At 56.2% G+C, this 23,701-nt stretch carries 23 protein-coding genes; 11 read left to right on the top strand and 12 right to left on the bottom strand.

Annotation, left to right across the window (positions count from 1 at the left end):
- Positions 1–41 precede the first annotated feature (41 nt).
- On the top strand, positions 42–1,505 hold the full coding sequence (rsmF, locus tag ACWKX3_RS03150) for a 16S rRNA (cytosine(1407)-C(5))-methyltransferase RsmF (RefSeq protein ID WP_454541252.1): 1,464 nt from the start codon (positions 42–44) through the stop codon (positions 1,503–1,505).
- A gap of 104 nt (positions 1,506–1,609) precedes the next feature.
- Complete coding sequence (locus tag ACWKX3_RS03145; RefSeq protein WP_006176013.1) at positions 1,610–1,849, top strand: YebV family protein; 240 nt, start codon at positions 1,610–1,612, stop codon at positions 1,847–1,849.
- A 34-nt stretch (positions 1,850–1,883) separates the two neighbouring features.
- Here the strand turns inward: ACWKX3_RS03145 and pphA are convergent, their stop codons facing one another.
- A complete protein-coding gene (gene pphA, locus ACWKX3_RS03140; protein ID WP_454541251.1) occupies positions 1,884–2,528 on the bottom strand; it encodes a protein-serine/threonine phosphatase in 645 nt (214 codons plus the stop codon).
- A gap of 169 nt (positions 2,529–2,697) precedes the next feature.
- Here pphA and ACWKX3_RS03135 point away from each other — a divergent pair, with 169 nt between their 5' ends.
- The gene (locus ACWKX3_RS03135) at positions 2,698–3,639 is read left to right on the top strand and encodes a VirK/YbjX family protein (RefSeq protein ID WP_058610200.1); all 942 of its coding nucleotides are present in this window, start codon (positions 2,698–2,700) and stop codon (positions 3,637–3,639) included.
- A gap of 407 nt (positions 3,640–4,046) precedes the next feature.
- On the opposite strand, the gene ACWKX3_RS03130 is transcribed toward ACWKX3_RS03135, so the two are convergent.
- From ACWKX3_RS03130 to yobA, 3 genes are read right to left on the bottom strand one after another with little or no spacing between them, the layout of a single operon-like run.
- Positions 4,047–4,385, bottom strand: a complete 339-nt coding sequence (locus tag ACWKX3_RS03130; RefSeq protein ID WP_153688203.1) for a YebY family protein — start codon at positions 4,383–4,385, stop codon at positions 4,047–4,049.
- A 14-nt stretch (positions 4,386–4,399) separates the two neighbouring features.
- Positions 4,400–5,269 (bottom strand): copper homeostasis membrane protein CopD, encoded by an 870-nt coding sequence (copD, locus tag ACWKX3_RS03125; RefSeq protein ID WP_454541250.1) that lies wholly within the window; start codon positions 5,267–5,269, stop codon positions 4,400–4,402.
- A gap of 1 nt (position 5,270) precedes the next feature.
- Positions 5,271–5,642, bottom strand: a complete 372-nt coding sequence (gene yobA / locus ACWKX3_RS03120; protein ID WP_368747387.1) for a CopC domain-containing protein YobA — start codon at positions 5,640–5,642, stop codon at positions 5,271–5,273.
- Between the two features lie 137 nt (positions 5,643–5,779).
- On the opposite strand from yobA, the gene ACWKX3_RS03115 reads away from it, so the two are divergent.
- The 3 genes from ACWKX3_RS03115 to exoX all read left to right on the top strand — a co-directional run bounded on the left by ACWKX3_RS03115 (position 5,780) and on the right by exoX (position 7,457).
- A complete protein-coding gene (locus ACWKX3_RS03115) occupies positions 5,780–6,010 on the top strand; it encodes a DNA polymerase III subunit theta (RefSeq protein ID WP_006176029.1) in 231 nt (76 codons plus the stop codon).
- 110 nt (positions 6,011–6,120) lie between these two features.
- Positions 6,121–6,771: a carbon-nitrogen hydrolase family protein gene (locus ACWKX3_RS03110; protein WP_088208266.1), complete on the top strand. Its 651-nt coding sequence runs from the start codon at positions 6,121–6,123 to the stop codon at positions 6,769–6,771.
- Between the two features lie 23 nt (positions 6,772–6,794).
- Positions 6,795–7,457: an exodeoxyribonuclease X gene (gene exoX, locus ACWKX3_RS03105; RefSeq protein ID WP_454541249.1), complete on the top strand. Its 663-nt coding sequence runs from the start codon at positions 6,795–6,797 to the stop codon at positions 7,455–7,457.
- Here exoX and ptrB read toward each other — a convergent pair.
- Both ptrB and ACWKX3_RS03095 read right to left on the bottom strand, forming a co-directional pair.
- Positions 7,454–9,514, bottom strand: a complete 2,061-nt coding sequence (gene ptrB, locus ACWKX3_RS03100) for an oligopeptidase B (protein ID WP_101737470.1) — start codon at positions 9,512–9,514, stop codon at positions 7,454–7,456. The two genes, exoX and ptrB, sit on opposite strands and share 4 nt — an antisense overlap.
- A gap of 87 nt (positions 9,515–9,601) precedes the next feature.
- A complete protein-coding gene (locus ACWKX3_RS03095; RefSeq protein WP_058610195.1) occupies positions 9,602–10,258 on the bottom strand; it encodes a tellurite resistance TerB family protein in 657 nt (218 codons plus the stop codon).
- Between the two features lie 171 nt (positions 10,259–10,429).
- Here ACWKX3_RS03095 and purT point away from each other — a divergent pair, with 171 nt between their 5' ends.
- Complete coding sequence (purT, locus tag ACWKX3_RS03090) at positions 10,430–11,608, top strand: formate-dependent phosphoribosylglycinamide formyltransferase (RefSeq protein ID WP_454541248.1); 1,179 nt, start codon at positions 10,430–10,432, stop codon at positions 11,606–11,608.
- Positions 11,609–11,649: 41 nt separating this feature from the next.
- On the opposite strand, the gene kdgA is transcribed toward purT, so the two are convergent.
- The 3 genes from kdgA to zwf all read right to left on the bottom strand — a co-directional run bounded on the left by kdgA (position 11,650) and on the right by zwf (position 15,851).
- Positions 11,650–12,291 carry a bifunctional 4-hydroxy-2-oxoglutarate aldolase/2-dehydro-3-deoxy-phosphogluconate aldolase gene (gene kdgA, locus ACWKX3_RS03085; protein WP_006176036.1) on the bottom strand — a complete coding sequence of 214 codons (642 nt, stop codon included), beginning with the start codon at positions 12,289–12,291 and terminating at the stop codon, positions 11,650–11,652.
- 39 nt (positions 12,292–12,330) lie between these two features.
- On the bottom strand, positions 12,331–14,142 hold the full coding sequence (gene edd, locus ACWKX3_RS03080) for a phosphogluconate dehydratase (protein WP_006176037.1): 1,812 nt from the start codon (positions 14,140–14,142) through the stop codon (positions 12,331–12,333).
- A gap of 233 nt (positions 14,143–14,375) precedes the next feature.
- Complete coding sequence (gene zwf / locus ACWKX3_RS03075) at positions 14,376–15,851, bottom strand: glucose-6-phosphate dehydrogenase (protein WP_006176038.1); 1,476 nt, start codon at positions 15,849–15,851, stop codon at positions 14,376–14,378.
- 358 nt (positions 15,852–16,209) lie between these two features.
- On the opposite strand from zwf, the gene ACWKX3_RS03070 reads away from it, so the two are divergent.
- Positions 16,210–17,079, top strand: coding sequence for a MurR/RpiR family transcriptional regulator (locus ACWKX3_RS03070; protein WP_006176039.1), 870 nt, complete (start codon positions 16,210–16,212; stop codon positions 17,077–17,079).
- Positions 17,080–17,201: 122 nt separating this feature from the next.
- Positions 17,202–18,644, top strand: coding sequence for a pyruvate kinase (gene pyk / locus ACWKX3_RS03065; RefSeq protein WP_006176040.1), 1,443 nt, complete (start codon positions 17,202–17,204; stop codon positions 18,642–18,644).
- A gap of 59 nt (positions 18,645–18,703) precedes the next feature.
- On the opposite strand, the gene lpxM is transcribed toward pyk, so the two are convergent.
- From lpxM to znuA, 3 genes are all read right to left on the bottom strand, one after another.
- On the bottom strand, positions 18,704–19,675 hold the full coding sequence (lpxM, locus tag ACWKX3_RS03060; RefSeq protein WP_058610194.1) for a lauroyl-Kdo(2)-lipid IV(A) myristoyltransferase: 972 nt from the start codon (positions 19,673–19,675) through the stop codon (positions 18,704–18,706).
- A gap of 118 nt (positions 19,676–19,793) precedes the next feature.
- Positions 19,794–21,113 carry a murein DD-endopeptidase MepM gene (mepM, locus tag ACWKX3_RS03055; RefSeq protein WP_042320057.1) on the bottom strand — a complete coding sequence of 440 codons (1,320 nt, stop codon included), beginning with the start codon at positions 21,111–21,113 and terminating at the stop codon, positions 19,794–19,796.
- A 15-nt stretch (positions 21,114–21,128) separates the two neighbouring features.
- Positions 21,129–22,073, bottom strand: coding sequence for a zinc ABC transporter substrate-binding protein ZnuA (znuA, locus tag ACWKX3_RS03050; protein ID WP_454541247.1), 945 nt, complete (start codon positions 22,071–22,073; stop codon positions 21,129–21,131).
- A 77-nt stretch (positions 22,074–22,150) separates the two neighbouring features.
- Here znuA and znuC point away from each other — a divergent pair, with 77 nt between their 5' ends.
- Positions 22,151–22,906: a zinc ABC transporter ATP-binding protein ZnuC gene (gene znuC, locus ACWKX3_RS03045; RefSeq protein WP_006176044.1), complete on the top strand. Its 756-nt coding sequence runs from the start codon at positions 22,151–22,153 to the stop codon at positions 22,904–22,906.
- Entirely contained in the window at positions 22,903–23,688 is a 786-nt protein-coding gene (gene znuB, locus ACWKX3_RS03040; RefSeq protein ID WP_006176045.1) for a zinc ABC transporter permease subunit ZnuB, read from the top strand. The genes znuC and znuB overlap by 4 nt, the downstream gene beginning before the upstream one ends.
- Positions 23,689–23,701 lie beyond the last annotated feature (13 nt).

Raw genomic sequence — 23,701 nt, 5'->3', positions numbered from 1 at the left:
TGTCAACGCGCCGGAGCCTTTATGTTACACTGCGCGCCTGAATGATTCCCTGTGGTGTGCCCGTGGCTCAAAACTCCGTATTTCTTCCTGAACAATTCCTCGCGCAGATGCGCGAGGCGCTTCCTGCTCATCTCTCCTTTGACGATTTTATCGCTGCCTGCCAGCGTCCGCTGCGCCGCAGCATTCGCGTCAATACCCTGAAAATCAGCGTCGAGGCCTTTCTTGAACTGGTTTCGCCCTACCGCTGGCAGTTGACGCCGGTTCCGTGGTGCGAAGAGGGGTTCTGGATCGAGCGCGATGACGAAGAGGCCCTGCCGCTGGGCAGCACTGCCGAGCATCTGAGCGGTCTGTTTTATATTCAGGAAGCCAGCTCCATGCTGCCGGTTGCCGCGCTCTTTGCCGACGGTAATTCGCCTGCTCGCGTGATGGACGTCGCCGCTGCGCCGGGTTCCAAAACCACCCAGATAGCGGCGCGGATGGGCAATCAGGGGGCCATTCTTGCCAATGAATTCTCCGCCAGCCGCGTAAAAGTTCTGCACGCCAATATCAGCCGCTGCGGGATCCATAACGTCGCGCTGACCCACTTCGACGGCCGCGTATTTGGCGCTGCCCTGCCTGAAACCTTTGATGCGATCCTGCTCGATGCCCCCTGCTCCGGCGAAGGCGTCGTGCGTAAAGATCCCGATGCCTTAAAAAACTGGTCAGTGGAGAGCAATCTGGACATTGCCGCCACGCAGCGGGAGCTGATCGACAGCGCCTTCCACGCTCTGCGCCCCGGCGGAACGCTGGTGTACTCCACCTGTACGCTTAACCGCGACGAAAATGAAGACGTCTGCCTGTGGCTGAAAGCTCAGTATCCCGATGCTGTGGAGTTTCTCCCGCTCAATGATCTGTTTAACGCGGCAAAAGAGTCCGCAACGCCGGAAGGCTTCCTCCACGTCTTCCCACAGATTTACGACTGTGAAGGCTTCTTCGTCGCACGGTTACGCAAAACTCACGCCGTTCCTCCGTTGCCTGCGCCGTCGTTCAAGGTGGGGAAATTTCCGTTCGCCCCGCTTAAGGGCCGTGAAACCGCGCAGCTTAAGGAGGCGGCAAGCCAGGTTGGCCTGGTCTGGGACGAGAGCCTGCACCTCTGGTCGCGCGACAAAGAGATTTGGCTTTTCCCGGCCAACATTGAGCCGCTGATTGGCAAAGTGCGTTTCTCCCGCCTCGGTATTCGCCTGGCGGAAGTTCACAACAAAGGCTATCGCTGGCAGCACGAAGCGGTGATCGCTCTTGCCGGAGACGAGAATACCTTTGCCCTGACGCATCAGGAAGCTGAAGAGTGGTACCGCGGACGTGACGTTTACCCGGAAAACACTCCGGCGCGCGATGAGGTCATCGTGACTTATCAGGGCTATCCGCTGGGGCTGGCAAAAAAAGTCGGCTCGCGGCTGAAGAACAGCTACCCGCGTGAGCTGGTGCGCGACGGGCGTTTGTTTACCGGTAACGATCGCACCGACTAAAAAAAGCGCATTTTTTACTGGCGATTTTGCTCTCCTTGGCTACGCTAAAAACTGGGTGACTGTACTGGTCATACCAGATTTTTAACCCAAACCCGGAGAGCACTATGACGAAAACCAGCGTGCGTATTGGCGCTTTCGAAATCGACGACGCAGAGTTGCGCGGCGAAGCACAAGGCGATCGAACGTTAAGTATCCCCTGCAAATCCGACCCGGATCTGTGTATGCAACTCGACGCCTGGGACGCCGACACCAGCGTGCCGGCCATTCTTGATGGCGAACATTCCGTCCTTTACCGCGAGCACTACGACAGTAAAACCGATGCCTGGGTCCTGCGTCTTGCCTGACCTAAAGAGAACCCGCCCGAAGGCGGGTTATTTATTACTGCAACTGCACCAGCGTTAAGTAGCCGTCGAAGACCGCTCCCGTGTCGATGTAATGCAGATTGTGAAAATCATAGCGTCGATCAACAGGCGTATGCCCGAACCAAAAATGGTCCGCGCCGCTAATGCCCTGCCCTTTGCCTGCCATAAACCCCATCAGCCGGTCCCGATCCCACACTATGCGTTGCGCGCTGACGGGTTGGTTCCAGACATATTCTTTTGCCGGATAGTCTGCATGAGCGACAACGTTCAGGCCATTCGCGCAGGGTATCTCAATAATATACGGCAGCGTTCGACACGCTTCAAATAACGTGATGGCCAGATTTTGCGAAGCTTTATCGAGCCGCGAAAACCACATTCCCCCGTTCAGCGTCCAGAGTGAAAAATCATTATTTTCCAGACTGTCGAGGGCCATTTGCTCATGATTACCCCGCACCGCGCAGAACCATTTTTCATGCAGCAGCTGGAGGCATTTCAGGCTGTCCGGACCGCGATCGATAATATCGCCCACGGAGATGAGTAAATCTTCATAAGGATTAAAATGGCGGCGCTTGAGTTCGTCCATAAGTGTCTGATAGCAGCCATGAATGTCACCCGCTACCCAGACGTGACGCCACTCCTCACCGTTTCTTCGCTGATACATAATGCCCCCTCAAAGAAAGTATAGCCGCCTCAGAAAATAGCATCAGATAAGCCTGAGATTGACAAATCCCAACAAACCGTAAACCAAACGGAAATAAAGATCCGCGCGCTATTAATCCCTTTATATCCCCCCTCTAGAATAGGAAGCGAATAAAACGAGAGGTCATCACGTGTCAAACATCCACCTGCAAAACGATGTGCTTTATCCACATCGTACTCATATCATCTCCGAACTGGTGAAAGGAAAACTCGTCCCCGGCCCCATCTGGCAAAAACGCGAATACCGGCTCAAGTTCTTTTTGCGCTCGCTCCTTTTCTGGTCATCCACCCATCGCATGCTGGAAGCATTATCCAGCCGGGATGATTTTGACAGACTTCTCGCTTCCCAGATTACGTTACCCAGCAAGACGCATCGCCAGTATCTGATGCGCGGCCTTAACGCCAGCGATCGCGCCGACGCGGTGATAAGCCACTATCACTGGATCGATGGGCTGAGCGATCCCACGCTTGCCCATGCGCTGAGTAGCCCGAAAGAGCAGACCATCGCGCAGTTTCAGGCGAAAAATGCTGCCGTTTATACCCTTAACGCTTCGTCTGCCCTGAGCGCCGAGCGTGAGGGTGAAAGCACGCTGTGGTTGCGCGACAACGACAACACGCTGCTCGCCAGCCTGACCTTCAGCGTGGCCCGCAGTAAGGGCCAACCGGTGATAGTCATTGGCGGCCTGCAGGGGCCTCGTCGCCACGTTTCCCGCGACGTGATCAAACAAGCCACCCGCGCCTGTCACGGCCTGTTCCCGAAACGCGTGCTGATGGAAGCCCTGCTGACGCTGGCTAAGCAGACACGTATCACCGCCATTTTTGCCGTCAGCGATGAGGGGCATGTGTTCCGGGCGTTGCGTTACCGGCTGAGTAAAGGGCGACATTTCCACGCCAGCTACGACGAATTCTGGGAAAGTCTGGATGCTAAAAAGGTGTCACCTTTCTGCTGGCAGCTACCGCTGGCGATCAAGCGCAAATCGCTGGACGACATTGCAAGTAAAAAACGGGCCGAATACCGGCGCCGCTTCGAGCTGCTGGATCAGATCGACGCCGCGGTAAACGCGCGCTTTTAGGTTGCCGCCCGCTTTCACCAGCCACACACAAAAATTTAACAAAACAGCTAAAAAGGGCTGGACTTCCGCCTGCCGTGTTGTGGTATGGTTGAAGCAGGCACGGTTGACGTGTCCTTTCTGTGAAAGGCGGTTATGGAATTTTATCGTTTACTTTCTTACAGATAAAAAGAGACCGAACACGATTCCTGTATTCGGTCCAGGGAAATGGCTCTTGGGAGAGAGCCGTGCGCTAAAAGTTGGCATTAATGCAGGCTCAATCGCCTTGCACTTTAAGAATAGATGACGACGCCAGGTTTTCCAGTCCACAGCAAAAGTGGCCTGAAAAAAAGCGTCAGAGCATCATTAAATACAAGAAAACCGCAGTGCTGCATCAGCGTCTGCGGTTTTTTTTATTGGAAACCCGAGGGCTAGCAGAGCGTTTCAGCGCGTGCGATAAACGGCGCAAGGCTCATCTTTTGTCCTGGATTTGCCGGGTCATCAATTTGAATCACGCTGATGGGCTGGCCGTTGCTCTTCCCGCTGGCAACCTGCTGCTTAGCAGTATCGTTCAACGGGTACTGTACCAGCGTGCTGGGGTTAATTGCATACAAAGCGTGGCCTGGACGGCAGGTCAGCATCACCTCTTCGCGATTAAATGCCCACTTATCCTTACCCACCTCAAAACGGCTGACGGTAATAACCTGCGGCGCCGCCAGCGCACTCCCGGTGCAGGCCAGCAGTAAAAAAGAAAGCACTGTTTTTTTCATAAGTCTTAACCTTGTCAGTAAGGTTCCCAGGTGGCAAACAGGCTGACCGTAGCCAGCACCAGCGCACCCAGAACAACCTCTGCCTGTGTCATCCTGATAAAAATCTGTTGTTCTCGCCCGGCATCCGAACGAAAGCGTGGCACCAGAAAATACCGATTCGCCAGCGCAATTACCACCATCATCGCCACCAGCGCACATTTGAACAACAAAAGCTGTCCGTACGCCGAACGCCATGGCAGCTCCCATCCCAGAATAAAGAGCGCGTTGACTATCCCAGTCAGCAGGACACCCGCCACGGCATAATGTCCCACCCGGGAAAAGCGCATCATGGTGTAGATCGCAGCAACCCGCCAACGCCCTTTCGCCAGTTGCATACAAAACAGCAGCGGGAGCAGCCCCCCAACCCAGGTGGCAGCGCATAACAGATGTACGGCATGGTTAAGCCGGTGCAATGCGCCTGCAAGCCCCTCGTTCATGGTTGCATGCCCGACGCCTGCCAGCAGCACGTATTGCCCCATGGCGAGCAGTAACAGCCTTGAGCCTTTCTGCGGCACAAGCCAGGCAACACCCACGGTGACAACGGCAAGGATCATCTGCCACAGCCAGACGCCGCCAAACTGCGTGGTGAGTACGCTGTGCCAGATATCCGGGTTGACCACATCGGGCCAGCCGTTGGCCATCAGTCCCCCCTGAACCGCAAACATTAAAAGCGCAGCCGTCAGGCTGATGACGGCGGCACGCTGCTGCTGAGACTGAAAGCGTCTCGACATCAGACGATGCAGGGAGGAAGGGGCAAACCAGACGCTGTAAAGCGCGTTGCCAAAAATCAGCATCAGCGCGCCAAAATGGATAAAGCGCAGCGCAACGTAGAGCGACGCCAGCATACTATTTCACGCTAAAGTGATAGCTGCCTTTCGTTTTGTGGCCATCTACCGACACCACATGCCAGTCGACCTGATAGGTACCCGCCGTCAGCGGTTGCTCAAGCGGAACAATAAGCTGCGCCTTGTTTTTCTCATCGCGCTTCACCGCGCCCGTTTTAACCGCTTTCTGCTGCTCATCGGTTACGACCACGCCGCTGAACTGCGGTTCGATACCCTCAGAAAAACTCAGCGTCAGGAGCTGCGGTGCCGCAACCTGGGCGTTCGCGGCCGGGGTCTGTTGCTGAAGATGAGCATGAGCCAGCGCGGACGGTGCCACAACGGACGCGACCAGGAAAGCCAGCGCCTGTACTGCACGTGAAGAGGAAACATTCATCTTATCATTCCTTTTTGTTATGCCTGTATGGCAAAGGATAACGCTGTATAATATCCGAGTCGAGGAACATCCTGCGCTGACTTGTCATCATCGTGTAATCGCGGTAACGTTGCCGCCGCATAACAAAGGAGAAGGAAATGAAGACTAATCTGGCTGCCCTTCCTCAGGAGGAGATGGACAAAGTAAACGTCGACCTCGCCGCCGCTGGCGTCGCGTTCAAAGAGCGCTATAACATGCCCATCGTGGCAGAGGTGGTTGAGCGTGAACAGCCCGCACACCTGCGCGACTGGTTCCGTGAGCGCTTAATTGCGCACCGTCTCGCCTCCGTAAACCTTTCCCGTCTGCCGTACGAGCCTAAAGTTAAATAACATTAAAGACTCGTTACACTTCCTTACGCGCATTGTGGCAGGATAAGAAAAACCTTATAGAAATAGGTGTATTCTTAGATCACAGCGACTCAGTGTATAAGGAAATCACGATGTCACGATGGAATATTGCTGCGGCACAGTATGCCCGACAGCACGGCAGTGTTGACGATCATGTTGAACATCACCTCCGCTTCGTCGATCGGGCGGTTCGTTTGCAATGCGATCTGCTGGTGTTCCCGGAGCTCTCGCTCACTGGCCCCGGCACGGCGACGCTTCCCCCGCCGCCGGACGATACCCAACTCGCCCCTCTCCTCCTTGCCGCCCAGACCTACGGCATCACCATTGTTGCCGGGCTTCCGCTCGAAAAGCATGGGCAGCGCCACAAGGGGCTTGCCCTTTTCGCACCCTACCGCGAGTCGATCCTGCGCTACCCTCAGGGCAGCGGTGCGAGCCTGACGCCGGGCGAAAAGCGGTTAACCATTATCGAAACCCCGGCAGACGCCCTCGATCTCGATCCTCAGGCGACGCTCTTTACCAGCAGTCAGGACGTGGGGGATAACCGCTGGCGTCAGTCCATCGGCACGTTACAGCGTTTTGCCCATAAATATGCCATTGCGGTCTTAATGGCTAACGCGCGCAGCGGCAGCGCACTGTGGGATGAGAGAGGGCAGCTCATCGTTCGCGCCGATAAAGGGGAACTGCTGTTAACCGGCTCACTGGACAGACGGGGTTGGCAAGGGGATATCATTCCATTAGGCTAAGCATTTTTGGTCAGGAGCATTCAATGCTGCGCGTCATCGATACCGAAACTTGCGATCTTCAGGGCGGGATTGTGGAAGTGGCCTCTGTCGACGTTGTCGACGGACAGATAGTCAACCCAATGAGTCATCTGGTTCGCCCCGATCGCCCGATCAGCACGCAGGCGATGGCTATCCATCGCATCACGGAATCGATGGTGGCGGATAAACCCTGGATTGAGGAGGTTATCCCTCACTATCACGGTAGCCCCTGGTATGTGGCGCATAACGCCAGCTTCGACCGTCGCGTGCTGCCGGAGATGCCCGGGGAGTGGATCTGCACCATGAAGCTCGCGCGCCGCCTGTGGCCGGGGATCAAATACAGCAATATGGCGCTGTATAAATCCCGCAAGCTCAGCGTCCAAACGCCGGAGGGGCTGCATCACCACCGCGCGCTGTATGACTGCTATATCACCGCCGCGCTGCTGATTGATATTATGAATACGTCAGGCTGGACGCCGGAAGATATGGCGACCATAACCGGTCGCCCTGCGCTGTTAACCACCTTCACCTTCGGCAAATACCGCGGCAAAGCGGTAGCCGAAGTCGCGGACAACGATCCGGGCTATCTGCGCTGGCTGTATAACAACCTCGACAGAATGAGCCCGGAGCTGCGCTTAACGCTGAAGCACTATCTCGGCGAAGCCTAACGTTCTGCACGGCCTGGCAACGTATCCTGCGCCAGACCAATCAGAAACGCATACTCCAGCGCCACCCCTTCATAGGATTTGAAGCGCCCCGATTTCCCGCCGTGCCCGGAATCCATGTCGGTGCAGAGCAACAGCAGATTATCGTCGGTTTTTAGCTCGCGCAGTTTCGCCACCCATTTCGCCGGCTCCCAGTACTGCACCTGCGAATCATGCAGGCCCGTCGTCACCAGCATATGCGGATAGGCTTTCGCCTCAACGTTGTCGTACGGGCTGTACTCTTTCATGTAGCGATAATAGGTTTCATCCTGCGGATTTCCCCACTCTTCGAACTCCCCGGTGGTCAGCGGGATAGATTCATCCAGCATGGTGGTCACCACGTCCACGAACGGCACCTGGGCGATAACGCCCTTGAAGCGATCGGGGCGCAGGTTGATCACCGCCCCCATCAGCATGCCACCGGCGCTGCCGCCCATGCCGAAGCAGAGATCGGGATGGCCATAACCCTGCTCCACCAGCGCATCGCACACGTCCAGATAGTCGTAGAAGGTGTTTTTCTTTTTCAGGAACTTACCGTCTTCGTACCACTGCTGACCCAGCTCGCCGCCGCCGCGAATATGGGCGATGGCATAGACAAAACCCCGGTCGAGCAGGCTCAGCCTGCTGCTGCTAAAGTCGGCGTCCATGCTGGATCCGTACGAACCATAGCCGTAAACCAGGAGCGGGTTTTTACCCTTACTGAAATGCGCCTTGTGATAGACCAGCGACACGGGCACTTCCGCACCGTCCCGCGCGGTCACCCACAGGTGCTCGCTGCGGTAATTGTCAGAGTCGAAGCCTTTCACCTCGGCCTGCTTGATCACCTGACGCTGCCCGGTGTCCATGTCCAGCTCAAACAGCGTATCAGGGGTGGTCATTGACGAATACCCATAGCGCAGCCGCGACGATTCAGGTTCAGGGTTAAAACCAATCCAGGTCACATAGGCCGGATCGTCAAAGGCGATACCCACCACTTCCCGCGTTTTACGGTTGATCTGCCGGATGCTGGTCAGCCCGCGCTGGCGCTCCTCCACCACCAGCCAGTCGGTAAACAGGGTAAAGCCCTCGAGCATGACCTGTTCACGCGCGGGAATAAGCACTTCCCATTTGCGCTCGTCGCGCACCTTGGTTTTATACAACCCGAAGTTCTTACCTTCACGGTTGGAGCGGAGGTAAAAGCTGTGCTGGAAATGATCGAGGCTGTATTCGTGATCTTTGCGGCGAGGCAGGAAGCAAAGCGGCTGCGCGTCGGGAAGTTCCGCATCAAGCAAGAGTACTTCCGAGGTGGTCGCACTGGCCAGGTAGATGATCACATAGTGGCGGGACGATGTTTTATGCAGGCTGACATAATACGTCTCATCTTTTTCTTCATACACCAGTTCGTCGTCGGCAGACGAGGTGCCCACCGTATGCCGCCAGACCTGGTAAGGCAGCAGCGTGGAGGCATGTTTTTTTACGTAGTAGACCGTTTCGGAATCGTTCGCCCAGACAAAGTCCGGCGAGACGTTGTCCAGCATTTCCGGATACCAGTTTCCGGTTTCCAGATTGCGAAAGCGCAGGCCGTACTGACGGCGCGAGAGATAATCTTCCGCCAGCGCCATAATGGCGTTATCCGGCGAGATGGACATGCCGCCTAATGTATAAAACTCGCTGTGGGCCGCACGCTTGTTGGCATCCAGCAAGATGTCCCACTCATCCCACTCGGCGCTGAGCACGGACTGACGCTGGTAGATAGCATACTCGTTGCCAGGCTCATAGACATGGCGATAGCGATAGCCATTTTTAGTCCAGGGCGCGGAAATATCGCGCTGCGGGACACGTTGCACCATTTCGTTCAGCAAACGATCCTGCAGCGCCTGCTGGCTGGCCATGACCTTACGGCCATAGTCATTTTCCTCGTGCAGATAGTCGAGGACATCCGGCTGCGAGCGCGTATCGTCCCGCAGCCAGTAATAGTGGTCAATACGCGTATCTCCATGCGTGGTGATCGCGTAAGCAGTGCGTCGGGCTTTCGGTGGCATGTTCGTTTTACTTTTGAGTTTTACACCCTATAAGGTTGGCAAAACACACGCATGATGCAAGCGAAACATGGCCAGTTTAGGAAAGCATTAGCCCGCCAGGGCCTGTTTTTGCTGCTGAATATCCTTCTCGATGCCTTCCCGCACGTCCTGAGGGATCTTCAGGGCATCGCCCAGCGCATTAAGGTAGCTCCGCTCCATAAAGTGATCGATATCGATAGCCGCGCAGCTCAGGAAATAGAGTTCAAGCGCCTCCTCTTCATTTTTAACGCTCTGGGCCAGTCGCTGCGGGTCAAGCGGCTGTTCGATGGCCTTCGCCACCAGCGCCCTGCCCTGTGCTTCGACGCCCGCCTCGCTCAGCTGTTGTTCAATTGCCGTGCGCTCCTGGTCGTCGATATGTCCGTCGCTCTTCGCGGCGAACACCAGCGCCAGAATCAGCCGTTCCGTACGAATATCCAGCGGCGAGGTATGCTCACCATAGTGCGGCTCATCGTTATGCGCGGTACGCACCTTATCTTTGTATTTGTTCCACAGCACGGAGCCGGCGATGGCCCCGCCGCCCGCAAGCAGCGCGCCAGTGCCGTATTTGGTCAGCAGCTTGCGCGAGGATTTGTTCGCGACCAGTAGCCCTGCCAGCCCGCCCAGCGCACCGGGAACCAGAAGTTTACTGAGCCCCTGCTCGCCCGTCCCCGAAGAGGACGTTTTTTGACCCAGCATGGATTGCAATTGATTCAACCAACCTGACATGATTTCTCTCGCTTAATGGTGAACATGCTTCACAGCCTAAGCGAGTGGACGTCAGGAAATGTCTGTTGGCACTAAAGAAGCGCAAATTTCTTGCCTGTCACCTTTGCCCCTGACAAGACAGACGCAAACGTTTTCGTTTATACTGCGCGCAACTTTTTCAGGGGGATAGTTATGACACGTTTAGGAACCGCGCTGCGTCCGGCAGCGACGCGCGTAATGCTGCTGGGATCGGGTGAACTGGGTAAAGAAGTCGCCATCGAGTGCCAGCGTTTAGGCGTTGAGGTGATTGCTGTTGATCGTTATCCGGACGCGCCGGCCATGCATGTCGCGCATCGTTCTTATGTGATTAACATGCTGGACGGCGAGGCCCTGCGCGCGCTGATTGCCAAAGAAGAACCGCATTATGTGGTGCCTGAAATCGAAGCCATCGCCACCGATACGCTGGTCGCGCTTGAGCAGGAAGGCCAGCGCGTCGTACCCAGCGCAAACGCCGCGAAACTGACCATGAACCGCGAGGGCATTCGTCGCCTGGCGGCAGAAGAGTTGCAACTCCCCACCTCCAGCTACCGTTTTGCTGGCGACAAAGCCGGTTTTCTGCAGGCCGTTGAGGAGATTGGCTACCCGTGCATCATTAAGCCGGTGATGAGCTCCTCAGGGAAAGGTCAGAGTTTTATCCGTGACAGCTTACAGCTGGATAGCGCCTGGGATTATGCGCAACAGGGTGGCCGCGCAGGGGCCGGACGCGTGATTGTCGAGGGCGTGGTGAAGTTTGATTTCGAGATCACCCTGCTGACCATCAGTGCCGCAGACGGTGTACACTTCTGCGATCCGATCGGTCATCGCCAGGAAGATGGCGATTACCGTGAATCCTGGCAGCCGCAGCGAATGAGCGCTCTGGCGCTGGAACGCGCGCAGGAGATCGCCCGCAAGACGGTGCTGGCGCTCGGCGGATACGGGCTGTTTGGCGTGGAACTGTTCGTCTGCGGTGACGAGGTGATTTTCAGTGAAGTCTCCCCGCGTCCGCACGATACCGGGATGGTAACCCTGATTTCACAGGATCTTTCCGAATTCGCCCTGCACGTGCGGGCTTTCCTCGGCCTGCCGGTTGGCGGCATCCGTCAGTACGGCCCGGCCGCGTCAGCGGTGATCCTGCCGCAGTTAACCAGCCAGAACGTCACGTTTGATAACGTCGAGAACGCTGTGGGTGCCGGTTTGCAGGTGCGCCTGTTTGGTAAGCCAGACATCGACGGAACGCGTCGGTTAGGCGTGGCGTTAGCCACCGGTCAGGACGTGGAGGATGCGGTCGCGAGAGCGAAAACAGCCGCAGCTAACGTGAAGGTGACGGGATAAAAAAACGGGCCATCTGGCCCGTTTTTCTTACGGCGGATAGTTTACTGCTTCGCGCCTTCAACCGCTTCGCGAGCAAGCTTCGTGATGCGATCCCAGTCTCCTGCTTCCAGCGCATCCGCCGGAACCAGCCAGGAACCGCCGATGCACAGCACGCTTTTCAGCGCCAGGTAGTCACGGTAGTTCGCCGGTGAGATACCGCCGGTCGGGCAGAAGCGAACCTGTGAGAATGGGCCTGCAATTGCCTGCAGCGCTTTGGTGCCGCCGTTGGCTTCCGCCGGGAAGAATTTAAACTCTTTCAGACCGTAGTCCATGCCCAGCATCAGTTCAGAAACGGTGCTGATGCCCGGGATCAGTGGGATGGTGCCTTCGGTTGCCGCTTTCAGCAGTGGCTCAGTCAGGCCCGGGCTGATGGCAAACTGTGCGCCCGCTTCGGTAACGTCCGCCAGCTGCTGCGCGTTCAGCACGGTACCCGCGCCAATGATGGCATCCGGCACCTCTTTGGCGATAGCGCGGATCGCGTCCATCGCACATGCGGTACGCAGCGTCACTTCCAGAACACGAACACCGCCTGCAACCAGCGCTTTCGCCATCGGAACGGCGTGCTCCAGTTTGTTCACCACGATAACCGGCACTACCGGGCCTGTTGTCAGGATTGCTTCTGCACTTGTTTTCCAGTTTTTCATCAGAGTCTTCTCTCGCCAGATCGTTAAAATCAAGTCGTCTTAAAACGTAATACAGGTTGCGCCCTGCTCCGCGCCGGAAAGTTTCTCACGCAGCGCGCCAAACATTTCACGCCCGGTGCCCACGCGCGACGCGCTCAGGTCAGGAATATGCGGCTTACGTGCCGCCAGCTCGGCCTCATCCACCAGCAGGGTTAACTCACCCGTCTGGCCGTTAACGCGAATGATGTCGCCATCACGGACCTTCGCCAGCAGGCCGCCGTCGTAGGCTTCCGGGGTCACGTGGATCGCTGAAGGTACTTTACCTGATGCCCCGGAGAGGCGTCCATCGGTCACTAACGCAATTTTGAAACGGCGGTCCAATAATACACCAAGCGGCGGCATAAGTTTATGCAATTCTGGCATGCCGTTCGCTTTTGGCCCCTGATGACGGACCACCACGACGCAATCCTTATCCAGAAGACCGGCATCGAAAGCAGGCAATACGTCATGCTGGCTTTCAAACACCACGGCTGGCGCTTCGATAATCTGGTTCTCTTCCGGTACGGCGGAGGTCTTCATCACCGCGCGGCCCAGGTTGCCGCTCAGCACTTTGGTGCCGCCGTGTGGCGAGAATGGCTGTTCAAACGTCGCGATGACGTTCGCGTCGAGAGAAGCCGTCGCCCCTTCGCGCCAGTCCAGCTCGCCGTTGTTCAGCCAAGGCTCCAGAGTGTAACGCTGCAAACCAAAGCCTGCTACCGTGTTCACGTCTTCATGTAGCAGCCCGCCCTTCAGCAACTCGCGCATCAAAACAGGTACACCACCGGCAGCCTGGAAGTGGTTGATATCCGCCGGGCCATTCGGGTACAGGCGCGCCATCAGCGGCACGACGGAAGAGATGTCAGAGAAATCATCCCAGTTAATCAGAATGCCCGCCGCGCGCGCCATCGCCACCAGGTGCATGGTGTGGTTGGTCGAGCCGCCAGTGGCCAGCAGCGCAACGATCCCATTAACGATAACCTTCTCGTCAACCATTTTGCCCAGCGGCATCCATTCGTTGCCGTTTCCGGTCAGGCGCGTTACCTGGCGTGCCGCGGCTTCGGTCAGCGCCTGACGCAGCGGTGCATCCGGCTGAATGAAGGACGATCCCGGAAGCTGCATGCCCATAAACTCCACCACCATCTGGTTGGTGTTGGCCGTTCCGTAGAAGGTGCAGGTTCCAGGGGCGTGATAGGAGGCGGCCTCGGCTTCGAGCAGCGCCTGACGATCGGCTTTGCCCTCGGCATAGAGCTGGCGAATACGCACTTTTTCTTTGTTCGGCAGGCCGCTCGCCATTGGGCCTGACGGCACGAAGATCGCAGGCAGATGACCGAAGGACAGCGCCGCCATCGCCAGGCCCGGGACGATTTTGTCACACACGCCGAGGTAGAGCGCGCCATCAAACATGTTATGGGATAAGCCGACGGCCGCCGACATGGCGATCACTTCGCGGCTCAACAGGGACAGCTCCATCCCATCCTGGCCCTGTGTGACGCCATCGCACATTGCCGGTACACCACCAGCCACCTGCCCCACCGCGTTGACGCTGTGCAGCGCCTTACGAATGATATTTGGGTAGACCTCATACGGCTGGTGCGCAGACAGCATGTCGTTATAGGAGGTAATGATGGCGATATTGTTACGCAGCATGCTTTTCAGCGAGTCTTTATCGTCAGGCTGACACGCCGCAAAACCGTGGGCCAGATTGCCGCAGGCGAGCTGAGAGCGATGTACGGTGTTACTTTTGGCCTGTTGAATGCGGGCGAGGTAGGCCGAACGGGTCTCTTTCGAGCGCTCGGTAATGCGCTGTGTTACGCGTAACAATGTCGGATTCATAAAAGCTCCTCTAATTTATCTGGCCGGGCTCGGGAGTTTGCACTATCTCTTGCGGCTGTTAACAGCGCTGAAACGCTTGGTGTCCGGAGCTCAGGGGCAAAATCACTTCCGGCAGTGTAATAAAAAAAGCTCCGCGGGTGAATCCACGCGGAGCTTAAAAGATTAAAAATTGTGCCACTAACTGTGTTAGATCATGTTACCGGTAAAATAACACCTCTGGGTTAGAGGAAATCTTACTCAAACTCGTTCCAGGAACGACCATCGCGGGTGATCATCGCAACGGAGGCAACCGGGCCCCAGGTGCCCGCCTGATACGGTTTTGGCGCATCCTGATCGGCAGCCCAGGCTTCGGTGATGGAGTCGACCCATTTCCACGCCTCTTCAACCTCATCACGACGCACGAACAGCGCCTGGATACCACGCATGGTTTCCAGCAGCAGGCGTTCGTAAGCATCCGCAAGGTGCGTTTCGTTGAAGGTTTCGGAGTAGCTCAGGTCCAGCTTGGTGGTCTGCAGGTTATGCTTGTGATCCAGCCCCGGGACTTTATTGAGGATCTGGATATCCACGCCCTCGTCTGGCTGCAGACGAATGGTCAGCTTGTTCTGCGGCAGCTCCTGCCAGGACTCTTTGAACAGGTTCAGTTCCGGGTTCTTGAAATACACCACTACTTCAGAGCATTTCGTCGGCAGACGTTTACCGGTACGCAGGTAGAACGGCACCCCAGCCCAGCGCCAGTCATCAATATCAACGCGGATCGCCACAAACGTTTCGGTGTTACTGGCTTTGTTCGCCCCCTCTTCTTCCAGGTAGCCAGGCACTTTTTTGCCCTGCGCAAAGCCTGCGGTGTACTGACCGCGAACGGTTTTCTCACGCACGTTGGAGCGGTCAATGCGACGCAGTGATTTGAGCACTTTTACTTTGGCATCGCGGATGCTGTCAGCCGTCAGGTCAGACGGCGGCGACATGGCGATCATGCAGAGGATCTGCAGCAGGTGGTTCTGGATCATGTCGCGCATCTGGCCGGCCTGGTCAAAGTAACCCCAGCGCCCTTCGATACCCACCTCTTCAGCCACGGTGATCTCCACGTGGTCGATGGTGCGGTTATCCCAGTTGTTCACAAACAGTGAGTTGGCGAAACGCAGCGCCAGCAGGTTCAGAACGGTTTCTTTACCCAGATAGTGGTCGATACGGTAAACCTGGCACTCTTCGAAATACTCTCCCACCTGATCGTTGATCTCACGAGAGGTAGCCAGTGACGTGCCCAGCGGTTTTTCCATTACCACGCGCGCAGGCTTGGCATTGAGGTTTGCCTCGCCCAGACCGCGGCAGATAGCGCCGAAGGTGCTTGGCGGCATCGCGAAATAGTTGATGGTGACGCGGTTTTCCTGGTCCAGCATCTCACCTAAACGGGTAAACGCGCTCACGTCATTCACGTCCAGGTTGCAGAAATCAAGGCGTCCGCTCAGCGTATCCCACAAACGTTCGTCGACTTTCTCTTTCATGAACGTTTCGAGCGCTTCACGCACGACTTTGGTATAAGCGTCCTTGTCCCAGTCGGCGCGCCCCACGCCCAGGATACGGGTATCCGGGTGAAGTTGGCCCGCTTTCTCCAGTTGATACAGGGAAGGCAGCAATTTACGGCGTGCAAGATCGCCTTTCGCGCCGAAAATGACCAGGTCACATGCCTGGGCTGTTTGCGTTACCGCCATGTCATTCTCCTCAGTTGGAATACCCGGTGCTTCTGCCAGGTATCGTTGTAATTTTATTACAATGCACTGTACTGCTTTTACGTCATTCCCGAAACCATTAGCGCTTAACGTCGCGTGCGATACCGCGATTTTTCGCCAGTCTGCGGCAGGTGACGCAGTAATGGTGCGAAAACCGTTGATTCTTTGTACTCATTGACCGCTGTAAAACCCGACAGCGATCAAGTAATGAAAAAAAACAACATCATTTCTTATCGACTGTTACCCTTTAGGGAGGTCACAGGGGTAATATCGACGAAATCGATTCGTGATTTCATCGATTAATGAAATCGTTTCTGCCCTCACGAGCGTCTTGTTAATAATGAACATGCTGGAAAAAATCCAGTTCCAACTGGAACACCTTAGCAAATCCGAGCGAAAAGTGGCTGAAGTCATTCTCGCTTCGCCCGCTCAGGCGATTCATTCAAGCATCGCCGCTCTGGCACAGGAATCGGGCGTCAGCGAACCGACGGTTAACCGATTCTGCCGTAGCCTGGAAACGCGCGGCTTCCCTGATTTTAAACTGCATCTCGCCCAAAGTCTGGCAAACGGCACCCCGTATGTTAATCGCAATGTGGATGAAGACGACAGCGTTGATGCGTATACAGCAAAAATTTTCGAGTCGGCAATGGCCACGCTGGACCACGTCCGTCAGTCGTTAGAGATGGCTTCGGTGAATCGCGCGGTGGATTTACTGACGCAGGCCAAGCGCATCGCCTTTTTCGGGCTGGGCTCTTCCGCCGCCGTGGCGCACGACGCGATGAACAAGTTTTTCCGCTTCAACGTGCCGGTTATCTATTCCGATGACATTGTGTTGCAACGCATGAGCTGTATGAATTGTAGCGAAGATGATGTCGTGGTTCTCATCTCACACACCGGACGCACAAAAAGCCAGGTCGAGCTGGCACAGCTGGCACGTGAAAACGATGCCATGGTGATTGCGCTGACGACGGCGGGCACGCCGCTGGCGCGTGAGGCCACGCTTGCCATTACCCTTGATGTACCAGAAGACACCGACATGTACATGCCGATGGTCTCTCGCCTGGCTCAACTGACGGTAATTGACGTGCTGGCGACCGGTTTTACCCTCCGCCGGGGGGCAAAATTCAGGGATAACTTGAAGCGGGTCAAGGAAGCGCTGAAGGAATCGCGTTTTGATAAAGAATTGCTTATAAAGAGTAACACCCCTTAAAAGTCAAAAATGACGTTGTACGATTCACGGCAACCGGTCAGTTCTCTGATGCTTTGCAGCAGAATGAAGGCCGATTTATTGTTCACGCAACACCAAAGTTGTTTCAGTCAACGGAGTATTACATGTCCAGAAGGCTTCGCAGAACCAAGATCGTAACCACCTTAGGCCCGGCCACCGATCGCGACAATAACCTCGAAAAAATTATTGCCGCAGGTGCCAACGTGGTGCGTATGAACTTCTCTCACGGTACACCAGAAGACCATAAACTACGTGCTGACAAAGTCCGCGAAATCGCGGCTAAACTGGGCCGTCACGTTGCCATCCTCGGTGACCTGCAGGGTCCAAAAATTCGCGTATCCACCTTCAAAGAAGGGAAAGTCTTCCTCAATATTGGCGATAAGTTCCTGCTTGATGCCAACCTGAGCAAAGGCGAAGGCGACAAAGAGAAAGTCGGTATCGATTACAAAGGCCTGCCTGCAGACGTGGTGCCTGGCGACATCCTGCTGCTCGACGACGGTCGCGTGCAGCTTAAAGTGCTGGAAGTTCAGGGCATGAAGGTGTTTACCGAAGTCACCGTTGGCGGCCCACTCTCCAACAACAAAGGCATCAACAAGCTCGGCGGCGGCCTTTCTGCGGAAGCGCTGACCGAAAAAGACAAAGCCGATATCGTGACAGCCGCGCAGATTGGCGTTGACTATCTGGCCGTCTCCTTCCCGCGCTGCGGCGAAGATCTGAACTACGCGCGTCGTCTGGCACGCGATGCGGGCTGCGACGCTAAGATCGTGGCTAAAGTCGAACGCGCTGAAGCGGTGTGCGACCAGGATGCGATGGACGATGTCATTCTGGCCTCTGACGTGGTGATGGTTGCCCGTGGCGACCTGGGCGTGGAAATTGGCGACCCTGAACTCGTCGGTATCCAGAAAGCGCTGATCCGCCGTGCGCGCCAGCTGAACCGTGCGGTGATCACCGCGACCCAGATGATGGAGTCGATGATCACTAACCCAATGCCGACTCGTGCGGAAGTGATGGACGTGGCGAACGCCGTGCTCGACGGTACCGATGCGGTTATGCTGTCAGCGGAAACCGCTGCAGGTCAGTATCCTGCTGAAACCGTGGCCGCCATGGCACGCGTCTGCCTGGGTGCTGAAAAAATCCCAAGCATCAATGTCTCCAAACACCGTCTGGATATTCAGTTCGACAACGTGGAAGAAGCGATTGCGATGTCCGCGATGTATGCCGCCAACCACCTGAAAGGGGTGACCGCGATCATCACCATGACGGAGTCTGGCCGTACCGCACTGATGACCTCCCGTATCAGCTCCGGCTTGCCTATCTTTGCGATGTCTCGCCACGAGCGCACGCTGAACCTCACGGCGCTCTATCGCGGCGTTACGCCGGTGCACTTCGACAGCGCCAACGACGGCGTTGCGGCGGCTAACGATGCGGTGAACCTGCTGCGCGATAAAGGCTATCTGGTGTCCGGCGATATCGTGATCGTGACCCAGGGTGATGTCATGAGCACCATCGGCTCCACTAACACCACCCGCGTTATGACGGTCGAGTAATCGCGACGGCAAGGACGAAACCCTCTCCCTGCGGGGAGAGGGTCAATGCGAAGGGTAATTTACTTCTTAGGGAAAAGCTCTTTGCGTTTATACGGCTCGATTTCCCCAGGCTTACGCGTTTTGAGCAGCTTGAGGATCCACGTGTACTGTTCTTTATGCGGCCCCACCAGCAGCTCCACCTCTTCGTTCATGCGGCGCGCAATGGTCGTGTCGTCGGCGGTCAGTAAGTCATCCATCGGCGGACGTACTTCAATACTCAGACGATGCGTTTTGCCGTCATAAACGGGGAACAGCGGGATCACACGCGCGCGGCACACTTTCATCAGGCGACCAATCGCCGGTAATGTCGCTTTATAGGTGGCGAAGAAATCCACGAACTCGCTATGCTCGGGTCCATGATCCTGATCCGGCAGATAGTAACCCCAGTAGCCCTGACGCACGGACTGGATAAACGGCTTGATACCGTCGTTACGCGCATGCAGGCGACCCCCAAAGCGGCGACGCACGGTGTTCCAGACAAAATCAAAAATCTTATTGCCCTGGTTGTGGAACATGGCCGCCATCTTCTGCCCCTGAGAAGCCATCAGCATCGCGGGAATGTCCACTCCCCAGCCGTGAGGCACCAGGAAAATCACCTTCTCGTCGTTGCGACGCATTTCCTCGATGATGTCCATCCCTTTCCAGTCGACGCGCGGCAGGACCTTCTCCGGCCCTTTCAGCGCCAGCTCGGCCATCATCGCCATCGCCTGCGGCGCGGTGGTATACATGGCATCAATGATTGCCTCGCGCTCGGCCTCGCTCTTTTCAGGGAAACAGTACAGAAGATTAATCTGCGCACGGCGACGCGCGCTTTTGCCCATGCGACCAGCCAGGCGACCGACCGTACCCAGGAACGGGTCCCGCACGGATGCCGGGAGCAACGCTATCCCCGCAAACGCATAAACGCCAAGCCAGGCTCCCCAGTTTCGCGGATGGCGGAAAGATTTTTCATACTCAGGAATGTATTCAATATTGTTTTTTTTAGTTTCCATGCTGATTCCAGGGTCGGGTGACGCAAAAAATTATTCAGATAGTGTAGCGAGGCTGCGGCCCGCGCACAAAAGAAAAAGCCGGCGCACAGGGAGCCGGCTTTGCAGTAAATCAGAGGGCTTAGTCGAAGCGCAGCTGTGGCATCACCTCTTTGACCTGCGCCAGGTAGTCGGTACGATCTTTACCCGTCAGGCCTTCCGTGCGCGGCAGTTTCGCCGTCAGCGGATTCACCGCCTGCTGGTTGATCCACACTTCATAGTGCAGATGCGGCCCGGTTGAACGCCCGGTATTGCCCGAAAGCGCAATGCGGTCTCCGCGCTTCACTTTCTGACCCGGTTTGACCAGCAGCTTACGCAGGTGCATATAGCGTGTGGTGTAGGTACGACCATGACGAACCGCCACGTAATAGCCGGCAGCGCCGCTGCGTTTGGCCATAACGACCTCACCGTCGCCCACAGCCAGTACCGGCGTGCCCTGCGGCATCGCGAAGTCCACGCCACGGTGCGGCGCAATGCGGCCCGTGACCGGGTTCAGACGACGCGGGTTAAAGTTGGAGGAGACGCGGAACTGTTTCGCGGTCGGGAAACGCAGGAAACCTTTCGCAAGGCCTGTCCCGTTACGGTCGTAGAACTTACCGTCTTCGGCGCGAATAGCATAATAATCTTTGCCCGCAGAACGCAGACGCACGCCAAGCAGCTGGCTCTGTTCGCGTTTGCCGTCAAGCATCTCGCGAGACATCAGCACGGAGAACTCATCGCCTTTTTTCAGTTTGCGGAAGTCCATCTGCCACTGCATGGCTTTGATAACCGAGCTGATTTCAGCGCTGGTCAGGCCCGCATCCCGTGCCGCAGAGACGAAGCTCCCCCCAACGGTGCCTTTCATCACGCTGTTGACCCAGTCGCCCTGCTGCATTTCGCTGGTCATCTTGAAACCGTTTGCAGTGCGATCGTAGGTGCGGGTTTCCCGGCGCGACATTTCCCACGTCAGGCGCTGTAAATCACCGTCTGCGGTTAGCGTCCAGGAGAGCTGTTGACCAATCTTGAGGTTGCGTAACTCTTTATCCGAGGCCGCGAGCCGGCTGATATCACCCATATCGATGCCGTACTGGTTGAGCACGCTGCTCAGCGTATCGCCCGTCGACACGACATATTCGTGAATGCCCGCTTCATTGGCGATTTTATCATCCAGCTCATCCTGAGGGATCGCTTCATCTTCCTGCGCAGCCTGATCGATAGGTTCACTGGCTTCAGGCAGAAGAGAACGAATTTCACTCTTTTCAAGCTCGATGGTTTTGATGATAGGGGCAGAACTCGGGTGGTAAACATAGGGCCGCCAGACGGCGACCGCTAAGGTGAGAACCGTAAGCGACCCCAGCATAACGCGATGGGGTCGAGGCAAATTGTTAAATGCCAGGGCGACAGAGCGGGCTATCTGTTGCACGTATTCACTTCCTCGTTAATCTCCTTTCAGGCAGCTCGCATACTGGTTCGCCAGTTGGCTGAGGAACTGCGAATAGCTCGCTTTGCTCAACTGGATGTTCGTTCCTAGCGGGTCAAGGGTACCCATGCGCACGGATGTTCCCCTGGCCACGGCTTCTACGACCGCTGGCCTGAACTGTGGCTCAGCAAAAACGCATGTCGCTTTTTGCTCAACCAACTGTGTTCTGATTTCATGTAAACGCTGCGCACCAGGCTGAATTTCCGGGTTAACGGTGAAATGCCCCAGCGGGGTCAGACCGTAGTGTTTTTCGTAATAGCCGTAGGCGTCATGAAAAACGAAATACCCTTTTCCTTTCAGCGGCGCGAGCTCGTTACCCACCTGTTTATCGGTTGCGGCTAATTGTGCCTCAAAATCCTTCAGGTTGGCGTCAAGTTTGGCTCGACTTTGCGGCATAAGTTCCACTAATTTGTCGTGGATTGCAACCGCGGACAGGCGCGCTATCTCAGGGGAAAGCCACAGGTGCATGTTGTATTCACCATGATGGTGATCGCCGTCACCTTTTTCGCCGTGAGCATGATCGTGACCGTGTTCGTCGCCATCGTCGTCAGACCCTTTCATGAGTAACGGTTTCACGCCAGCAAGTTCAGCAATGGTGACCTGTTTCTGCGCAGGCACCTGTTTAGCCGTCTTCTGCATGAAGGCTTCCATCTCGGGACCAATCCACACAACTAAGTCCGCGTTTTGTAAGCGTTTTACATCAGAAGGACGCAAAGAATAGTCATGCTCAGAGGCACCGTCAGGCAGTAAAACCTGCGTCTCCGTGACACCATCAGCAACGGCGGAGGCGATGAATCCAAGCGGTTTAAGCGAAGCGACAACAGCGGCGTTAACATCTTGTGCTGTTGTACCCCAAAGGGCAGCGGATAATGCTGCGAAAAGAAGCGTATTTTTCTGTAACATAATGCGACTAATCATCGTAATGAATGCGGGGAATGTGATATTATAACATTTCACGACTTCTGCAAGCGTAAATTGACATGACGACTTTGGTTTCTCTCGAAAAAATTTCGGTCTCCTTTGGTCAGCGCCGCGTCCTCTCTGACGTGTCGCTTGACCTGAAGCCCGGTAAAATTTTAACGCTGCTCGGCCCCAACGGCGCGGGTAAATCGACGCTTGTGCGCGTGGTGCTCGGCCTGATAGCACCTGATGAAGGGGTTATCAAGCGCGACGGACAGCTGCGTATTGGCTATGTGCCGCAGAAATTACACCTGGACGCGACCCTGCCGCTGACGGTCAGCCGCTTTTTGCGCCTTCGGCCCGGTACGCGTAAAGACGATATTCTGCCTGCGCTCAAACGTGTCCAGGCCGGTCATCTGATTGACGCCCCCCTGCAAAAACTCTCGGGTGGCGAAACCCAGCGTGTCTTGCTGGCGCGGGCATTGTTAAGCAGCCCACAGCTGCTGGTGCTTGATGAACCGACGCAGGGTGTTGACGTCAATGGCCAGGTTGCCCTCTACGATCTGATCGACCAGCTGCGCCGCGAGCTAAACTGCGCGGTACTCATGGTATCGCACGATCTGCATCTGGTCATGGCGAAGACCGACGAAGTGCTGTGTCTGAACCATCACATCTGCTGCTCCGGCACGCCAGAGGTCGTTTCAATGCACCCGGAGTTTATCTCAATGTTTGGACACCGGGGTGCCGAACAGCTGGGCATTTATCGCCATAATCACAACCACCGCCATGATTTACAGGGACGAATTGTCCTGCGTCGGGGAAATGGACACTCATGATTGAACTGTTACTGCCCGGCTGGCTGGCCGGGGTTATGCTTGCCTGCGCCGCCGGGCCTTTAGGCTCATTTGTTGTCTGGCGCAGAATGTCTTACTTCGGCGATACCCTGGCACACGCCTCGTTGCTAGGCGTGGCCTTTGGCTTGCTGCTGAATATCAATCCGTTTTACGCCGTGATAGTGGTCACGCTGCTGCTGGCCGCCGGGCTGGTCTGGCTGGAAAAACGCCCTCACCTCGCTATTGATACGCTGCTCGGCATTATGGCGCACAGCGCCCTGTCGCTAGGTCTGGTCGTCGTGAGCCTGATGTCAAACATCCGCGTGGATTTGATGGCCTACCTGTTCGGCGATCTCCTCGCGGTGACGCCGGAAGACCTGATCTCGATCGCCATTGGCGTGGTGGTTGTGCTGGGGATCCTCTTCTGGCAGTGGCGCAATCTTCTGGCGATGACCATCAGCCCGGATCTGGCCTTCGTCGATGGAGTGAAGCTCCAGCGCGTGAAGCTGCTGCTGATGCTGGTCACGGCGTTAACCATCGGCGTGGCCATGAAGTTTGTTGGTGCGTTGATCATTACGTCCCTGCTGATTATCCCCGCCGCCACCGCGCGTCGTTTTGCCCGTACGCCGGAGCAGATGGCAGGCATTGCGGTGATTATCGGGATGATTGCGGTAACGGGCGGGTTAACCTTCTCGGCGTTCTACGACACGCCAGCAGGCCCTTCTGTGGTATTAAGTGCGGCAGTGCTGTTTGTCTTCAGTATGATGAAGAAAACCGCACAGTAATCAGTGTTTCCCC

The organism is Enterobacter sp. UPMP2052 (assembly GCF_053709675.1).
Note: the sequence above shows the minus strand (reverse complement) of the source record. Positions and strands in the feature narration are given on the sequence as shown.

Bases quoted from the DNA above. Each gene is read 5' to 3' on its own strand.
- ptrB (WP_101737470.1), bottom strand. From the start codon at position 9,514: ATGCCACCGAAAGCCCGACGCACTGCTTACGCGATCACCACGCATGGA.
- edd (WP_006176037.1), bottom strand. From the start codon at position 14,142: ATGAATCCGACATTGTTACGCGTAACACAGCGCATTACCGAGCGCTCG.
- ACWKX3_RS03145 (WP_006176013.1), top strand. From the start codon at position 1,610: ATGACGAAAACCAGCGTGCGTATTGGCGCTTTCGAAATCGACGACGCA.
- ACWKX3_RS03130 (WP_153688203.1), bottom strand. From the start codon at position 4,385: ATGAAAAAAACAGTGCTTTCTTTTTTACTGCTGGCCTGCACCGGGAGT.
- zwf (WP_006176038.1), bottom strand. From the start codon at position 15,851: ATGGCGGTAACGCAAACAGCCCAGGCATGTGACCTGGTCATTTTCGGC.
- ACWKX3_RS03095 (WP_058610195.1), bottom strand. From the start codon at position 10,258: ATGTCAGGTTGGTTGAATCAATTGCAATCCATGCTGGGTCAAAAAACG.
- rsmF (WP_454541252.1), top strand. From the start codon at position 42: ATGATTCCCTGTGGTGTGCCCGTGGCTCAAAACTCCGTATTTCTTCCT.
- ACWKX3_RS03070 (WP_006176039.1), top strand. From the start codon at position 16,210: ATGAACATGCTGGAAAAAATCCAGTTCCAACTGGAACACCTTAGCAAA.
- ACWKX3_RS03110 (WP_088208266.1), top strand. From the start codon at position 6,121: ATGTCACGATGGAATATTGCTGCGGCACAGTATGCCCGACAGCACGGC.
- copD (WP_454541250.1), bottom strand. From the start codon at position 5,269: ATGCTGGCGTCGCTCTACGTTGCGCTGCGCTTTATCCATTTTGGCGCG.
- ACWKX3_RS03115 (WP_006176029.1), top strand. From the start codon at position 5,780: ATGAAGACTAATCTGGCTGCCCTTCCTCAGGAGGAGATGGACAAAGTA.
- yobA (WP_368747387.1), bottom strand. From the start codon at position 5,642: ATGAATGTTTCCTCTTCACGTGCAGTACAGGCGCTGGCTTTCCTGGTC.
- znuC (WP_006176044.1), top strand. From the start codon at position 22,151: ATGACGACTTTGGTTTCTCTCGAAAAAATTTCGGTCTCCTTTGGTCAG.
- lpxM (WP_058610194.1), bottom strand. From the start codon at position 19,675: ATGGAAACTAAAAAAAACAATATTGAATACATTCCTGAGTATGAAAAA.
- pphA (WP_454541251.1), bottom strand. From the start codon at position 2,528: ATGTATCAGCGAAGAAACGGTGAGGAGTGGCGTCACGTCTGGGTAGCG.
- znuB (WP_006176045.1), top strand. From the start codon at position 22,903: ATGATTGAACTGTTACTGCCCGGCTGGCTGGCCGGGGTTATGCTTGCC.
- purT (WP_454541248.1), top strand. From the start codon at position 10,430: ATGACACGTTTAGGAACCGCGCTGCGTCCGGCAGCGACGCGCGTAATG.
- znuA (WP_454541247.1), bottom strand. From the start codon at position 22,073: ATGTTACAGAAAAATACGCTTCTTTTCGCAGCATTATCCGCTGCCCTT.
- exoX (WP_454541249.1), top strand. From the start codon at position 6,795: ATGCTGCGCGTCATCGATACCGAAACTTGCGATCTTCAGGGCGGGATT.
- kdgA (WP_006176036.1), bottom strand. From the start codon at position 12,291: ATGAAAAACTGGAAAACAAGTGCAGAAGCAATCCTGACAACAGGCCCG.
- pyk (WP_006176040.1), top strand. From the start codon at position 17,202: ATGTCCAGAAGGCTTCGCAGAACCAAGATCGTAACCACCTTAGGCCCG.